At 72.6% G+C, this 15,543-nt stretch carries 12 protein-coding genes; 3 read left to right on the top strand and 9 right to left on the bottom strand.

The annotated features are described in order from the left end of the window. Positions 1 to 16 precede the first annotated feature (16 nt). Positions 17 to 1,963: a fumarate reductase/succinate dehydrogenase flavoprotein subunit gene (locus QF030_RS27115; RefSeq protein ID WP_307165218.1), complete on the top strand. Its 1,947-nt coding sequence runs from the start codon at positions 17 to 19 to the stop codon at positions 1,961 to 1,963. Beyond that, positions 1,960 to 2,730: a succinate dehydrogenase/fumarate reductase iron-sulfur subunit gene (locus QF030_RS27110; RefSeq protein WP_307165217.1), complete on the top strand. Its 771-nt coding sequence runs from the start codon at positions 1,960 to 1,962 to the stop codon at positions 2,728 to 2,730. The genes QF030_RS27115 and QF030_RS27110 overlap by 4 nt, the downstream gene beginning before the upstream one ends. Positions 2,731 to 2,787: 57 nt before the next feature. Here the strand turns inward: QF030_RS27110 and QF030_RS27105 are convergent, their stop codons facing one another. Beyond that, positions 2,788 to 4,119, bottom strand: a complete 1,332-nt coding sequence (locus QF030_RS27105) for a hypothetical protein (protein ID WP_307165216.1) — start codon at positions 4,117 to 4,119, stop codon at positions 2,788 to 2,790. 227 nt (positions 4,120 to 4,346) lie between these two features. On the opposite strand from QF030_RS27105, the gene QF030_RS27100 reads away from it, so the two are divergent. Beyond that, positions 4,347 to 5,963, top strand: coding sequence for a hypothetical protein (locus QF030_RS27100; RefSeq protein WP_307165215.1), 1,617 nt, complete (start codon positions 4,347 to 4,349; stop codon positions 5,961 to 5,963). A gap of 64 nt (positions 5,964 to 6,027) precedes the next feature. Here QF030_RS27100 and QF030_RS27095 read toward each other — a convergent pair whose 3' ends face one another. The 8 genes from QF030_RS27095 to QF030_RS27060 form a co-directional block, all read right to left on the bottom strand. Further along, on the bottom strand, positions 6,028 to 8,676 hold the full coding sequence (locus QF030_RS27095) for a SpoIIE family protein phosphatase (RefSeq protein ID WP_307165214.1): 2,649 nt from the start codon (positions 8,674 to 8,676) through the stop codon (positions 6,028 to 6,030). Positions 8,677 to 8,946: 270 nt separating this feature from the next. Then, entirely contained in the window at positions 8,947 to 9,375 is a 429-nt protein-coding gene (locus tag QF030_RS27090) for an ATP-binding protein (RefSeq protein WP_307165213.1), read from the bottom strand. Between the two features lie 473 nt (positions 9,376 to 9,848). After that, a complete protein-coding gene (locus QF030_RS27085; RefSeq protein WP_307165212.1) occupies positions 9,849 to 10,265 on the bottom strand; it encodes a (deoxy)nucleoside triphosphate pyrophosphohydrolase in 417 nt (138 codons plus the stop codon). Between the two features lie 30 nt (positions 10,266 to 10,295). After that, the gene (locus tag QF030_RS27080) at positions 10,296 to 10,529 is read right to left on the bottom strand and encodes an SPOR domain-containing protein (protein WP_307165211.1); all 234 of its coding nucleotides are present in this window, start codon (positions 10,527 to 10,529) and stop codon (positions 10,296 to 10,298) included. A gap of 471 nt (positions 10,530 to 11,000) precedes the next feature. Beyond that, positions 11,001 to 11,753, bottom strand: coding sequence for a GntR family transcriptional regulator (locus QF030_RS27075; RefSeq protein ID WP_307165210.1), 753 nt, complete (start codon positions 11,751 to 11,753; stop codon positions 11,001 to 11,003). A 147-nt stretch (positions 11,754 to 11,900) separates the two neighbouring features. After that, positions 11,901 to 13,259: a DUF4190 domain-containing protein gene (locus QF030_RS27070; RefSeq protein ID WP_307165209.1), complete on the bottom strand. Its 1,359-nt coding sequence runs from the start codon at positions 13,257 to 13,259 to the stop codon at positions 11,901 to 11,903. Between the two features lie 93 nt (positions 13,260 to 13,352). Continuing rightward, on the bottom strand, positions 13,353 to 15,185 hold the full coding sequence (locus tag QF030_RS27065) for an AfsR/SARP family transcriptional regulator (protein ID WP_307165208.1): 1,833 nt from the start codon (positions 15,183 to 15,185) through the stop codon (positions 13,353 to 13,355). Between the two features lie 55 nt (positions 15,186 to 15,240). Next, positions 15,241 to 15,414, bottom strand: coding sequence for a hypothetical protein (locus tag QF030_RS27060; RefSeq protein ID WP_307165207.1), 174 nt, complete (start codon positions 15,412 to 15,414; stop codon positions 15,241 to 15,243). Between the last annotated feature and the right edge of the window lie 129 nt (positions 15,415 to 15,543).

Here is a 15,543-nt window from a genome sequence, read left to right as displayed (position 1 = left end):
TGAGTGGGGCTCGCTGATGTCCGTGGTCGACCGCCAGGAGTGGGACGTCGTCGTGGTCGGCGCGGGAGGCGCCGGACTGCGTGCCGCCATCGAGGCGCGCGAACGCGGCGCCCGCACCGCCGTCATCTGCAAGTCGCTGTTCGGCAAGGCGCACACGGTGATGGCCGAGGGCGGCATCGCGGCGGCGATGGCCAACGCCAACGAGCACGACAACTGGCAGGTCCACTTCCGCGACACGCTGCGCGGCGGCAAGTTCCTCAACCAGTGGCGGATGGCCGAGCTGCACGCCCAGGAGGCCCCGGACCGGGTGTGGGAGCTGGAGACCTGGGGCGCCCTCTTCGACCGCACCAAGGACGGCCGGATCTCCCAGCGCAACTTCGGCGGCCACGAGTACCCGCGCCTCGCGCACGTCGGCGACCGGACGGGCCTGGAGCTGATCCGCACGCTCCAGCAGAAGATCGTCGCGCTCCAGCAGGAGGACCACCGCGAGAGCGGCGACTACGAGTCCCGGCTGAAGGTCTTCCAGGAGTGCACGGTCACCCGCGTCCTCAAGGACGGCTCACGGGTGAGCGGGGTCTTCGCCTACGAGCGCGAGAGCGGCCGCTTCTTCGTCCTGCGGGCGCCCGCCGTGGTGATCGCGACGGGCGGCATCGGCAAGTCCTTCAAGGTCACGTCGAACTCGTGGGAGTACACGGGCGACGGCCACGCGCTGGCCCTGCTCGCCGGCGCCCCGCTGCTCAACATGGAGTTCGTGCAGTTCCACCCGACGGGCATGGTCTGGCCGCCGTCGGTGAAGGGCATCCTCGTCACCGAGTCGGTGCGCGGCGACGGCGGAGTGCTGAGGAACTCCGAGGGCAAGCGGTTCATGTTCGACTACGTCCCGGACGTCTTCAAGGAGAAGTACGCCGAGTCGGAGGAGGAGGGCGACCGCTGGTACGAGGACCCGGAGCACAACCGGCGGCCGCCGGAACTGCTCCCGCGTGACGAGGTGGCCCGCGCCATCAACTCGGAGGTGAAGGCCGGACGCGGCTCCCCGCACGGCGGGGTCTTCCTGGACGTGTCGACGCGGATGCCCGCCGAGGTCATCAAGCGCCGGCTGCCCTCCATGTACCACCAGTTCAAGGAGCTGGCCGACGTCGACATCACGGCGGAGGCCATGGAGGTCGGACCGACCTGTCACTACGTGATGGGCGGTATCGCGGTCGACTCCGAGACGGCGGCCGCCCGCGGGGTGCCGGGACTGTTCGCGGCCGGCGAGGTGGCCGGCGGCATGCACGGCTCCAACCGGCTCGGCGGCAACTCGCTCTCGGACCTGCTGGTGTTCGGCCGCCGGGCGGGACTGCACGCGGCGCGGTACACCGCGGACCTCGGACCGACACGGCCGGCGGTGGACGACGAGCAGGTCGACGCGGCGGCCGCGGAGGCGCTGCGACCGTTCTCCGCGGAGGGACCCCAGGGCCCCGGGGACCCGGCCGGCCACGCGCCGGAGAACCCGTACACCCTCCATCAGGAACTCCAGCAGACCATGAACGACCTGGTCGGCATCATCCGCCGGGAGGGCGAGATGGAACACGCCCTCGAGAAGCTGGCCGAGCTGCGGGTACGGGCGCAGCGGGCCGGGGTCGAGGGGCACCGGCAGTTCAACCCCGGCTGGCACCTGGCGCTCGACCTGCGGAACATGCTGCTGGTCAGCGAGTGCGTGGCCCGGGCGGCACTGGAACGCACCGAGTCGCGCGGCGGGCACACCCGCGAGGACCATCCGGCGATGGACCGCGCGTGGCGCAACGTCAACCTGCTGTGCGCACCGGCGGACTCCACCGGGGTCCGGGCGGCGACGGACCCCGCCCGCGGCCGGATCGCCCTCACCCGCGAGAACACCGAACCCATCCGCCCCGACCTGCTCGCCCTCTTCGAGAAGGAGGAGCTGGTGAAGTACCTCACCGAAGAGGAGCTGTACGAATGAGCAGCTACCAGGCCCGGTTCCGGGTGTGGCGGGGCGACATCGAGGGCGGCGGCCTCAAGGACTTCGAGGTCGAGGTCCACGACGGCGAGGTGGTCCTGGACATCATCCACCGCCTCCAGTCCACCCAGGTCCCTGATCTCGCCGTCCGCTGGAACTGCAAGGCCGGCAAGTGCGGTTCGTGCTCCGCGGAGATCAACGGGCGGCCCCGGCTGCTGTGCATGACCCGTATGTCGGTGTTCGACCGCGAGGAGACGATCACCGTCACGCCGCTGCGCGCCTTCCCGGTGATCCGGGATCTCGTCACCGACGTCGGCTTCAACTACCGGAAGGCGAGGGAGGTCCCGGCGTTCGTGCCGCCCGAAGGGGTCGGCCCCGGCGAGTACCGGATGTTCCAGGAGGACGTGGACCGTCCGCAGGAGTTCCGCAAGTGCATCGAGTGCTTCCTGTGCCAGGACACCTGCCATGTCGTCCGCGACCACGAGGAGAACAAGACGGCGTTCGCGGGGCCCCGCTTCCTCATGCGCGTCGCCGAACTGGACATGCACCCGCTGGACGCGGCCGGGGAGAGCGGCCTGGACCGTGGGCGCACGGCCCAGGACGAACACGGCCTCGGCTACTGCAACATCACCAAGTGCTGCACGGAGGTCTGCCCAGAGGGCATCAAGATCACGGACAACGCGTTGATCCCCCTCAAGGAACGGGTGATCGACCGCAAGTACGACCCGCTGGTGTGGCTGGGGTCGAAGATCAGGAGGCGCTCGTCGTAGACGCCGGGGGCGGCCGGGGCGCGCGCCGGGTCGTGACGGCCGCGACATGCCCACGGGCTACCGGACCCAGCCGTTCTCGTACGACGTCCAGTCCTGCTCGGTGGCCGCGAAGTCCACGTACGCCGCGACGCCGAAGTTCTGGCGGTCCGCGTCCGTGCGGGACAGCCCCAGCCGCACGCCCCGGACGGCGGCGGCGACGGTCTCGGCGTGATTCCAGTGGCCGAACCGGTTCTCGTGGTAGAAGGGCAGGCCCATCAGGAGGTCGGTGGAGGCCGGGGTGACCTCCAGGGCGAGCGAGGTCTGCTGGGCGACGTAACCGCCGTACGTGCTCTGCAGCGGCTGCATGGTGTCGTACGACATCACGGCGATCTGGTCGACGCGACGGGCGACCTCGCCGAAGAACTTCTGCGACCACCACTTGGGGTGGCCGGTGGTCGTGCCCCAGAAGGAGTGGAAGCCGGGCACCGGATCGATCTGGTGGGCGGCGACGGAGAGTTGGGCGTGCCGCGCCCTGGTGACGGCGCGCAGGTCGTCCAGGAGGCCGAGGTAGTCGCCGTCGCCGGAGTGGAGCGGCTCGAGGTCGAAGTGGGCGCCCTGGAAGCCCGCGGCGAGGATCTCCCGGGTGGACCGCACGACCGCGGCACGGGTCCCCGCCCGCTCCAGCCGCATGCCGTTCGGGCTCTCGGTGGCGAGCACGTCACCGAGCCAGGCCTGGACGCGGAGCTTCGGGGATTCCCGGTGGATCGCGGCTATGAAGCGGCCCGCGCCCGCGTACGCGGACGCGGGGAGCGTGCCGTCGTGCTCCAGGGGGCCGGCGTGGACGTACAGGTCGCGGATGCCGGTGTCTCCGAGACGGCCGGCCAGGGCCTTGACGTCGGCGTCGGTCTTGCGGCCGTCCACCCAGGCGTGGCCCAGCCAGATGGCGTCCTTGCCGCGGGTGTACGTGCCGTCGGCGAGGTCGCCCAGATAGTTCACGCGAAGGGCGGTCTCGGCGGCGAGGACCGGGACGAGGAGGAGCAGGACCAGGGCGAGGCCGGTGCGACGCACCAGCCGTCCGCGACGCCCGCGCCGACGGACCGTCCCGGTGCCGGGATCGCCGCCCGTGCCGTTCCCCTCGGCGCCACCGGCATCCCCCGATCCACCGGCACCACCCCCGGCCCTTTCGCCGCCCGCCGCGACGCCCTCGGCCGACGCCTCCCCCGCCCCCGGTGCTGCCGGTGACTTCCCCTCCGTCTCCCTCTCCCGCTCCCTCTCCCGCTTCTTCTCCGGCTTCGGCTTCGACTCGGTCCCCGCCCCGGTCTCGGTCCCGGTCCCCGTCCCGGTCTCGGTCCCCGTCCCCGTCCCCGTCCCGGTCCCGGTCCCGGTCCCCGACTCCGTCTCGGTCTCCATCCCCGTCCCGGTCCCCGTCTCGGTCGTCCCGGTCCCGGTCCCCGTCTTGTTCTCCGTCCGACCCGGTGGCCGTTCCATCGCGGTTCCCCCCTCGCGTGTTGTTCCTTCCCACCGGCCCCGTGTCGGGTGCATCCCGGTCGCGTTGCCGTAATCGCGGCCATACGCTCCCAAATGTGACCTCTTCCTTGCTCCGGGGCCGGCCGCGGCGTGCCACGTCGCACATATCCGTGCGGGTTGCGCATGCCGTGCTGGGCGGTGCGGTCGGGGTCGTGTGGCTGGTGTTGCCAGGGATGACGTCGGGTGGCGACGCTCCGGTTGCGATCAAGAACCCGGCGCCCGGCGCGAGCGCCGCAGCGGCCGAGGACGACGAGCGGTCGACCGTCGATCTGGTGCTGCCGCTGGTGGCGGTCGGCGCGGCCGGAGCGATCGCCGGGTACGGGTACCTGCGGCGCGTCCGGCGCACCCGTGTTCGGACGACTCCCGGCGGAGTCGGCGGCGCGCCGCAGGCGAAGTCGTCGCCGCCCCTCGCCGCCCTCGACGAACAGGCCTGCGGGGCGCTGGTCGGGGCCGACAACCGGGTCCGGGCGGCGCGTACCGAGCTCGGCTTCGCCGAGGCGCTGTGCCCTGCGGAGGAGGCGGCGGCCTTCCGGCGGGCCGTCCGCGAGGCGGAGACCGAACTCGCCGCCGCCTTCCGGATGCGGCAGCGGTACGACGAGGGGGTGCCGACGGAGGAGGCGGCCCGCGAGCACGCGCTGGCCGGGATCCTCGGACGGTGTGCGGAGGCCGGACGGCGGCTGGACTCCGTGGCCGCGGAGTTCGGGCGGCTGCGGGGACTGGAACAGGGGCTGGGCGAGGCGCTGGGGGCCGCCGAGAGCCGGTTCCGGGAGCTGGCGGGGCGTGCAGGGGCCTCGGAAGCGGTTCTGGCGGAACTCCGGGAGCGTTACGCGCCGACGGCCACCGCCTCGGTCACCGGGAGCGTCGAGCAGGCCAAGGACCGTCTCCTTTTCGCCACCGTCCGGCTGAACCAGGCCCGGCAGTCCGCCGATGCGGGGCGGTCGGAGCGGGCGGCCCGGCATCTGCGCGCCGCCGAGGGCGCCGTCGCCCAGGCCGCCGTGTTCGTCTCGGGCGTCGACCGGCTGGCCGCGGAGCTGCGGTCGGCCGAGCAGACCGTGCCGGCCGCCCTCACGGGGGCGGAGGTGGAGCTGGCGCGGGCCAGACGACAGGAAGACCCGTCCGCACGGCCCCGGCCGGACCCAGGGCCGGCGGCCTCACCCGCGGCCGGACCCCGCCTCGGGCCGCGCGGTGCCGCCGGGACGAGCCCGGGCGCGTTCCAGGCCCGGCTGCTCCACGCCGACGCCGTGCTCGGCTCCATCCGGCAGGAGTTGACCGGCGGTCAGCCCGCGGATCCGGTCGGGATGCTGCGTCGCGTCGTACGGGCCACCGCGCCGGTCGCCTCGGGGCGCGCCGGGGTACTGCCGGCCGCCGCTCTGATCACCGCCCGCACCGCCACCGCCGCCGCGGCCGACTTCGTCGCGACACACCGGGGCGCGGTCGGCGCCACCGCGCGCACCCGGCTGGCGGAGGCGGAACGGCTCCTCGCGACGGGTGACCCGGCGGACCGTCCACCCGCCGACGTCCTCGCGCTGGAGGCCCGGGAGCTGGCCGAACTCGACGTGCGCGCGCACGGCAACCCGTACGTGGGTACCGTCGGCGCCCTGCAGACGGCCGGCACCGGCGGGGCCGTGCTCGGTGGCATCGTCCCGGCCGAGGATCCCGAGGACGGGACGCCCGCGGGCTACGCCGGCCCGGCGCGACCCGCACGGGCGCGGCCGGGCACCGCGTGAAACGTCGGCCGTTCCCGGGAAGGCCACGCAGCGGGCTATGGGCGGGTCGGCGCCCGGAGGGGGTTCAGAAGAGGCTGAGCAATGCCTCCGCCGGGTCCGCCAAGCCCGTCTCGCCGTCCGGCAGCGGAAGCTCGAACCACACCGTCTTGCCGCGCGGAGTGCGACGCGAGCCCCAGGCCGCCGACAGCAGGCCCACGAGCTGGAGGCCCCGGCCGCCCTCGTCGGTGTCCCGGGCACGGCGGCGGCGCGGCTGGACGAGGCCCGCGTCCCAGACTTCGCAGACCAGCGTGCGGTCGAGAAGCAGCCGCAGTCTGATCTCGCCCTCGCCGTACCGCAGGGCGTTGGTGACCAGCTCGCTGACCAGCAGTTCCGTCGTGTCGACGAGGGGTTCGAGATCCCAGGAGAGCAACTGGCCGCGGGCGAACTCCCGGGCCCGGCCCACGCTGCGCGGTTCGCGCGGCAGGGTCCAGTCGCCGACCGAGTCGACGGGCAGGCCCTGTACGCGGGCCATCAGCAGGGCGATGTCGTCCTCGCCGTGGTGTGAGTCGAGGGTGTTCAGGACGTGGTCGCAGACGTCCTCCAGGGGGGCGGAGGGGTCGGTGAGGGCTCCTACGAACGCGTTGAGGCCCTCGTCCAGCGGGTGGTCGCGCGATTCGACCAGTCCGTCCGTGTAGAGCGCCAGCAGGGCGCCTTCGGGGAGCTCGACCTCCACCTCCTCGAAGGGCTCCCCGCCCACGCCGAGCGGCATGCCGGGCGGCACGTCGAGCATCAGCGCCGGCTCACCGGGTTCGACGAGCACCGGGGGCAGATGGCCGGCGTTGGCGAAGGTGCAGCGCCGGGTCACCGAGTCGTAGACCGCGTACACACACGTCGCGAGGTACACCTCGGACAGGTCCGCCTCACGGGGGCGGCGGGCGGCCCGGGTGGCCTGCTGCACGCCTCCCGGGGTACCGAGGCCCCGCGCGATCTCGTCCAGCGCGGAGAGGACCTCGGCCGGTTCCAGGTCCAGCAGCGCCAGCGTGCGGACGGCCGTGCGCAGTTCGCCCATCGCGACCGCCGCCCGCAGACCGCGGCCCATGACGTCGCCCACCACCAGCGCCGTGCGGTGGCCGGGCAGTTCGATGACGTCGAACCAGTCGCCGCCGACCTCGCTGGGGCGCCCCATGGACACGTTGCCGGGGAGGTAGCGGCAGGCGATGTCCAGGCCCGAGGCCACCGGGTCGCCGGGCGGCAGCAGCGACCGCTGCAGCATCAGCGCCCGCTCGTGCTCGCGCCGGTACAGACGCGCGTTGTCGATACAGACCGCCGCCCGCGCCGCCAGTTCCACGGCCAGATCGCGGTCCCGGTCGCCGAACGGCTCGCTGCCCTTCGTCCGGGAGAACTGCGCGAGGCCGACGACGGTGTCGTGGGCGACCATCGGGACGGCGAGGGTGGAGTGCACGAGACCACCCTCCTCGCCGGGCACCGCCCGCGGGCGGGCGGTGCGCAGGGCGTCCGCGCAGGGCGAGTTGAACGGGAAGTGGTGGACCGCGCCGACCGCGACGGGCGCGCCGGTGCCGGCGAAGGGGGCGTCGGAGACGGCCGAGGAGAAGGCCACCCGGCGCAGTTCGGCACTGCCGTCGGCGAGACCGGGCGGGGTCTCGTCGCCGGCCAGGAGGCCCTGGTAGAGGTCCACGGTGGCGAGATCGCAGAAGCCGGGCACGACGACGTCGAGGAGTTCGCGCGCGGTCGTCTCGAGGTCGAGGGAGTTCCCTATGCGGGCGCCCGCCTCGTTCAGCAGGGCGAGATTGCGCCGGGCCGCGGCGGCCTCGCGGGCCGCGGCCCGGCGGGCGGTGATGTCGGTGCCGAGCCAGGCGACGCCGATGGGCCTCCCGGTGCCGCTGTGCACGCGGTAGAGGTTGACCGACCAGTGCCGGCGCTCGTCGGAGCCCGGGACGTAACCGGTGACGTGCATGTCCGTGATGGAGTCGCCGGTCTCGAGGACCCTGCGCAGCGTCGCGCTGACCCGGTCGGCCTCGGGCCGGGGCAGGTAGTCGTGGACGCCCTTGCCGCGGTGGTCGTCGGGGGTGCCGCCGAAGATCGAGGCGAACCGGTGATTGGCGCGGCGCACGCGCAGGTCGGGGTCGATCAGCAGAAAGCCGAACGGGGATTGGCCGAAAATGGCCTGCGAGGCGGCGAGGTCGGTCTCGATGCTGCGGAGCGTGCGGACGTCGACGACGATGCACACGGCGGCCTTCTCGCCGTCCAGGCTGCGCGTCGGCATGACGTAGACCTCGGCGAGGCCCTGCTCACCGCGGTCGCCGCCGGGCGCCGGGTCCGGCATCCGGAACGGGACCACACCGGTCCACTCCCGCCCGTCGAGGATCTCCGCCATCTTGCGCTGGCCGCGTTCGCGCAGGTCGGGGTCGACGAAGGCGTCGATCGGGTCCATGCCGACGGCCCGGTCTGCGGGGATGCCGAAGATCTGCTCGGCGCGCAGGCTCCACTGGTCGACGAGACCGTCGGGGCCGATCGAGAACGAGGCGACCTTGATGTAGTCGTAGATCGAACCGGGCGGACTGCTCTGCCACATGGCGTCACCGGGCGTCGCCGCCTCGCCCGGGGCGTCGGCGAGGCCGTGCGGGGCGTCGGCGGCGAGCGCACCCGCGGCCTTCGCCCTCGCGCCGCCCGACGGGTCCTCGGACTCCGTGGCCTTCGCTGGTATCTCGCTCACGCGAACCGTCCCCTCCAGCTCACCGCGTCCGGTACCGGTCACCGACGGCGGCTGCCCGCAGTATCCAGCACTACGGGTCCGCACGACACGGTGTTCACGATCACAGCACGGTCCAGGTGTTTTTCGGACCGTCCCGCGACAACACTTCCAGTCTTCTAACCAGCGGACACGTCCTCGAACCACCTGTTCCGGGACCGGTCGGAGACCGGAACCGAACGGGCGACGCCGCGGGCCCCGCTGTACACCGGCTCATCCCCGCGGGACGCCCCGTCAACCCGGCACCGCCAGCTCGAACCAGACCGTCTTGCCGGTGTTCCCGGGCCGGGTACCCCAGCGGCGCGCGGAGGAGGCCAGCAGTTGCAGTCCGCGACCACTCTCGTCCTCGGGCCGGGCGACCCGCTCGCGGGGCGGGTCCGGCAGCGGGTCCGAGACCTCGACGAGCAGGACGCCCGCCAGTCCGGCGGGACGGACCAGACGGAGGCCGATGGGGCCGGTCGCGTGCCGCAGGGCATTGGTGACCAGCTCGCTGACCAGCAGCGCCGCGATGTCGCTCAGGGCGTCCAGGCCCCAGCCGTGCAACTGGCCGCGGACGGCACCACGCGCGGTGCGCACCGCACCGGGCTCCGCGGGGAACGTCCACTCGGCGCATTCTCCGTCGGTGTCGATCACGCCGATCACTTCCCGGGCCAGCGAGTACACCCATGTCCGGTTTCGTGGGGTTAATGGCCCCATACCCGATATCCGGGGGGCAGTACCGCACAGCAGGGCGCACGGTGGCACGAACGGCGTACCCCACGCCCCGACCCCCGCCCGAAGCCCCCCGGATCCGCCCGAAGCCCCCGGGTCCGCCCGGATCCGCCCGGATCCGCCCGACGACACTTACCGGGACCCCGGTCCGGCGGGTTCGGTTCGGCGGAGGTTGGATCGGCGGGTTCCGTTCGGCGGACCTGGATCGGCGGACCCCGGTTCGACGGGCGCGGTTCGACGGATCTCAGATTCACCGGCCTCGGGCTCGCTGGACCGGTTATACCGAGCCGGGTTCAGCGGGCCGGGTTCAGCGCGCACGGACTCACCGGACCGGGCCCACCGGACCCGGTATAGCGAGCCAGCTTCAGCGGGTCCGGGTTCAGCTGGTGCCGGGGCTCGCCGGACCCGGGTCTACCGGGCCAGGTTCAGCGGGCCCGGGTTCCTGCGTCGAGCTTCGGGAGGGTTTCACGGACCGCGGGTACGTCCTGGTCCAGCCAGTCGACGTCCCAGATCTCGGCGTGGGTGAGCCAGCGCAGCGCGTCGTGGTCCTGGAGGGGCTCGGGAGCGGCGGAGCCGGGACGCAGCCGGGCGGTCCACACCTGGAGGACGTAAGGAGGCCTCAGCGGCCACTCTCCGGGCACGCGCTCCATGGTCTCGGCGTCGACGCCGAGCTCCTCGCGCAGTTCGCGCACGAGGGCCGCCTCGGGCGCCTCGCCCTGCTCGACCTTGCCGCCTGGCAGCTCCCAGCGCCCGGCGAGTTCCGGGGGTGCGCTGCGGCGCGCGGCGAGCAGGCGGCCGGCGTCGAGCAGGGCGGCTCCCACCACCACGATCCGTTCGGTCATGCGGCGGAGCCTACGGGACCGGACGGGACGTCAGTTCCGGGTGCCGTCGCCGTTCTGCGCCTGCGCTTGGGCCTGCGGCTGTCCGTGCGGCTGCCCCTGGCCGATGCGCTCGACCCAGTAGAGCTGCTTGTGGCCGCGGCTGTCGAGGCTGTCCGCGATCTTCTGGGCCTCGGCCCGGGTGGCGTACCTGCCCACGCGGTAGCGATTGCCGTTGTCGTCCTGCCGTATGACGAGCCAGGGCAGAGAGATGGTGCTGTCGTTCATCGCCCCCCACTCCCCCTTCTCGCCCCGTCCCGCCCGGATCCCGTCCGCGGCGCGCCTCGCGCCCCGCCTGCTGAGGAAACCGCAATCCGCATATGCCCGAGCGTACGCCTTACCTTTACGCACCGAACACGACTTTACACAAAGAGGTACGCAACCAGCCAAGACGCAGGGGGCGCACGGGACCGAACGCGCCGTGCGCGCATCACGATGCCTCCGGTCGGCGGGGTTCCGGGCACCTACGGGACGACCTGCGAGAACAACCGGAAACGACCGGATTCCGACGGCACGCGCGCGGGCCCACGACGGGCGGATACCGGGGGCAACTGCCAAAAGGGTGTGCGCCGCCCGAGCCCATGCGCTACCGCCCCGGGCAGCGCTCCTGTCCCCACCGCTCGCCCACGCCACCGTCGGGGCGGCCCCGGGCGAGGCCCGTGCCGTGCGCCCGCGGACGCTCCCGGCGCGCTCCGGCGGCTACTTCACCGGCAGGTGATAGGCGACCCGGTAACGGTCGGCCGGGATCACCACGTCGGCCGTCTCGACCGGGCGGCCAGAGGCGTAGTACGTGCGCTGGACGACCAGGACGACATGCCCCGGGACACCGCCGAGGGCGAGGAACTCCTCGGCCAGCCCGGGCCGGGCGCCGACCTCCTCCGTGACGTTGTCGACGATCACGTCGATGGCGCGCATCCGCTCGACGACACCCATGCCGCCCAGCGGGCCCTCCTCGGGCAGCATGACGGGGGTGCGACCGGTGACGGCGAGGGGCTCCCAGGATGTGGAGAGCATCATCGCCTCACCGGCCTCCCGGAAGACGTATCTGGTACACATCACGCGGTCGCCGGACGCGATGCCGAGCCGCTCGGCGACGGAGACGCCCGCCTCGACCTGCTCGCTGCTGGACTCCCACGTCCCCCGGGTGTGCGCCTCGGCCTGCTCCTGCCGGAACGGCGTGGCGCCGCTCACCGGGCGGTAGCCGGAGCGGGCGATCCGGCGCGGCTCGGGCCGCTCGCGCACATACGTGCCCGAACCGGAACGGCCCTCGACCAGTCCTTCGGCCATCAGCACCTTGCGCGCCTCGAGGGCGACGGTGTCGGAGACCCCGTACTCCTCCCGGATTCTCGCCTGGGAAGGGAGCCGGGTGTGCGGTGGCAGCGACCCGTCGGCGATCTTCTTGCGGAGATCACCCGCGACACGCAGATACGCCGGCTGCTCACCGAATGTCACTGGCCACTCCCATCAGGTTGTACAGACAGCTACAGCCTGGCAACCGTGGGTTGTACCGTGCAAGTAAAGGCCAAAGAATCACTCGATGTGATGACAAGTGCCTGGGAAACCCTTCACCCAGGCAGTTTCTCCCCGCTGTGTCCGCGATCACACATCCAGGCCGCCGTCGCTGTCGCCCCCGCCCGTCCCGCCGCTTCCGCTCTCGGAGTCCTCGTCATAGGTGGGCGGGGTGGTGGCCAGGCCCAGAGCCTTGCGGGCCGTGACGGTGGTGGCGCCGTCCACGTACGCGTAGGCGGTGTCGTAGTGCTCGTAGAAGGCGTCGGCGTCGGAGGCCTTCGCGGCCGCAGCCCATTCCTTGCTCGCGTTCCGCATGTCCTTCACCAGGGCGGCCAGCGGCGCTTCCCGGGCCGGCGCATCCCAGAGGTGGCTGCCCAGCTGGTCCGCCTGGTTGCCGGTCGCCTCGCCGGTGTCGGCGGCCCAGGCACGATTGCCCGCGAGGTCCTCCTCGGCGTACTCCTCCGGCTCCTCGAAGAGGGCGTCGTCGACTGCGGCCATCGCCTTGAGGAAGGCGAACTGGTCGGCGTCCAGCGTCGACGCGTCGGCGCGCAGCGAGCCGGTCAGGGTGCCCTTCTCGTCCACGTTGGCGAAGACACAGGTGATCTCGCGGTCGCCCCAGTCCCAGCTGTCCGCCGTGGGCGTGAGGTAGTAGATGTCGACCTCGTCGGTGATCGCCCAGGGGTCCATCGCGTAGGCGTCCTGGAGGGTGTAGCACTTGTCGTCGGCCACGTCGGTGACGTGGTCGTCGCCCGGGAAGCTGTCGCCGGACAGCGGGACCGTGGCGAACACCTCGGCGTCGTGCTCACCGGCGCAGGCCACCTCGTCGACGTCGTAGACGTCCTCGTCGAAGGTCTCCCCCGGCACGTCGAAGCAGTCGCCCTTGGCCAGCGCGAAACTGGAGTTGGCGGTCGTGCCCTCCTTGAAGCCCTCCCAGAAGTCGGAGGCGCCGCCCGTGGCCAGCGCGACGACCCACACCGCGAGCCCTATCGAGGACAGGACGGTGCCCACGACCGCCATCGCCTTGCCACGCTCCCCCCGCTTCCTGATCTGCACCAGCGCGATGATCCCGAGGAGCAGCCCGACGCCCGGCAGGAAGCACAGGAGGCTGAGCACCAGGGAGGCGATGGCCACGCCGTTGACCGGCGAGGGCCGGCCGTAGGGGCTGTAGCCCTGCCCCCAGACGGGGTAGGGCACCGCACCGTACGGAGGCTGCGGGTAGGGGGCCTGCGGGTAAGGGGCCTGGGGATAGGCGGGTTGCGGGTACGGGGCCTGCGGGTACGCGCCGGCCGGACCCGGGCCGGCCGCCCCCTGCGGGCCGTACGGCCCCTGGGCGTGGGGGTCCTGCGGGGGCGGCGGCGCGAACGGGTCCTGCGGGTACGGGCTCTGCGGCTGCGGAGGCTGGTACGGGTCCTCGGGCAGGTGCGGCCCGGGAGGCGGGGGTATGGACACGAGTACCGTGCTCCTGGTTCGGACGGTTCAGGCAGTTGTACGACTGCGCGCATCGTAAGCGCGGCACGACCAGGGGCGGAACGGAGATTCGGTTCAGGCGGCGGCGCCCGCCTCCTCGGCGAGCAGCTGCCGGGTGCAGTCCCGGATCAGACCATGGAAGGAGAACCGGGCCGGGGTGTCCTCCCGGATCAGATTGTTCTCGATGAGCGCGTCGAAGTGGTGCTCCACCTCCCCGGCCGGCAGCCCCGTGACGAGGGCCGCGTGCGCGATGTCGTACGAGGCGGACGGCTGGAGGCTGATGAGCCGGCTGAACTGCCTCTCGCGCGCGCTCAGATGGTCGTACGACACCCGCAGCACGGCCATGAGGTCGCGGTCCGCGGTCTGGAGACAGCGGGCCCGTTGCGCCGGGTGCGCGAGGCGCTCCACGAGGCCGGCGACGGCCCACGCCGGACGGTCGCGGAGCCGGGTGGCGGCGATGCGCAGGGCCAGCGGCAGCCTGCCGCACAGCTCGACGGCCTGCGCGACCTGCGCCGGCTCCCGTCGTACGCGAGGTTCTCCGACGATCCGCCGGAACAGCGTCACGGCGTCGGCGGGCGGCAGCACGTCGAGGCAGAGCGGCAGGGCGCCGTCCAGCGCCGTGAGCTTGCGCCGGCTGGTCACCAGCACCAGCGTGCCCCCGGTGCCCGGCAGCAGCGGCGTGACGTGAGCGGTGTCCGCCGCGTCGTCGAGGACCACCAGGCAACGGCGGCCCGCCAGGCGTGAACGCCACAGGGCGCTGCGCTCCTCCAGGCTGGGCGGGATCTCCTGCGCGGCGAGGCCGCTCGTCTGGAGCAGGACGGCGAGCGCCTGTTCGGTCGGCACCGGCGACCGGGTCGCGCTGAAGCCGTGCAGGTTGATGAAGTACTGCCCGTCCGGGTAGAGCTCGGTGACCCGGTGCGCGAGGCGCACCGCGAGGGTCGTCTTGCCGACCCCTCCCATGCCGTCGATCGCCACCATCACGGGTGAGCCGCCCGGCTCCTGCGCGGCGACGGCCGAGAGGGTGGCCAGCTCCGCGGTACGCCCGGTGAAGTCCGTGAGGTCGTGGGGCAGGTAGTGCCTGCCGTCGCCGGAAGGCGCGGCCGGTCCCCTCCTGCGGTCCTCGGGCGGCTCGGCGCCGGCCGCCGCGAGGGCGGGTCCGCCCGGGCCGTGCAGGTCCGGGGAGTCGGCGAGGATCTCCGCGTGCAGGGCGCGCAGCCGGGGGCTCGGCTCCAGGCCGAGCTCGTCCACCAGGAACCGCCGGCCCTCGTCGTAGACCGCCAGGGCGTCGGCCTGCCGGCCGCTGCGGCACAGGGCGATCATCAGACTGCCGCGCAGGGCTTCGCGCAGCGGGTACTCCGCGATCAGCGCGTGCAGTTCGCCGACGAGGGAGCCGGTCTCGCCGAGCTTCAGACGCAGTGCGACGAGGTCCTCCACGGCGGTCAGCCGCTGCTCGGCCAGTTTCACCGCGGCGCCGGAGACCGCCGGGCACTGGATGCCGGCGAAGGCCTCACCGCGCCAGAGGTCCACCGCCGACTGGAGCAGCCGGACGGCCTCGGCGTAGCGGTTCTCCCGCTCAGCCGCCTTGGCCGCGCGCACCCGGTCGGCGAACCGGTGCGCGTCCACGGCGTCCTCGGGTACGACCAGGCGGTAGCCGACGTCCACGGTGACCAGGCTGGTCCCGTCCGACGCGGAGAGGATGCGGCGCAGGTCGCGGATCGCGTTGTGCACCTGCGGACGGGCCGACGGCGGCGGGTCCTCCCACAGCTCGTCCACCAGCGCGTCCATCGGAACGACCCGGTTGGCGTGGAGGAGCAGCAGGGCGAGGAGCCGCTGTTGCCGCATGCCCCGGACGCGGATCGGGATGCCCGACTCACGCAGTTCCAGGGATCCCAGGACCAGGAATTCCATTTCTTCTGTCCCCCGATGTCTTTCAACTCGGTTCAGCACATGCCCCCGTGATGGTTCAGGGGCCCCAGGTGACATCGCCGTCGGTGTGGTCGCCCGCGGTCGTGCGGAGGTCGCTCTCGACGACGTGCGTGATGTTCTTCGGAGAATCCGTGACGGTCACCGTCATCACCATTCCACCGAGAACGATCAGCGCGGCGGCGACGATTTCGGAGACACGGGTGCCCTGCATGGATTTTCTCCTCGAATGTGTGAGTGGATTTCCGGAGCGAATACTTCCGGACCGTTCAGCGGACTCTTCGGTGAACTCTTCGGCGGCTCTCGTTCCGTCGATGGCTCAACTCTGCTCGGCCGGCGGGCC

Origin of the sequence: Streptomyces rishiriensis (assembly GCF_030815485.1) — a bacterium.
In the GTDB taxonomy this organism is placed as follows: domain Bacteria; phylum Actinomycetota; class Actinomycetes; order Streptomycetales; family Streptomycetaceae; genus Streptomyces; species Streptomyces rishiriensis_A.
The sequence above is the reverse complement of the archived record's forward strand: the minus strand, read 5'-3'. Positions and strand labels throughout refer to the sequence as shown.

Coding starts and splice junctions, on each gene's coding strand:
- QF030_RS27065 (WP_307165208.1), bottom strand. CDS start 15,185: ATGGAATTCCTGGTCCTGGGATCCCTGGAACTGCGTGAGTCGGGCATC.
- QF030_RS27080 (WP_307165211.1), bottom strand. CDS start 10,529: ATGAACGACAGCACCATCTCTCTGCCCTGGCTCGTCATACGGCAGGAC.
- QF030_RS27105 (WP_307165216.1), bottom strand. CDS start 4,119: ATGGAGACCGAGACGGAGTCGGGGACCGGGACCGGGACCGGGACGGGG.
- QF030_RS27085 (WP_307165212.1), bottom strand. CDS start 10,265: ATGACCGAACGGATCGTGGTGGTGGGAGCCGCCCTGCTCGACGCCGGC.
- QF030_RS27060 (WP_307165207.1), bottom strand. CDS start 15,414: ATGCAGGGCACCCGTGTCTCCGAAATCGTCGCCGCCGCGCTGATCGTT.
- QF030_RS27110 (WP_307165217.1), top strand. CDS start 1,960: ATGAGCAGCTACCAGGCCCGGTTCCGGGTGTGGCGGGGCGACATCGAG.
- QF030_RS27115 (WP_307165218.1), top strand. CDS start 17: ATGTCCGTGGTCGACCGCCAGGAGTGGGACGTCGTCGTGGTCGGCGCG.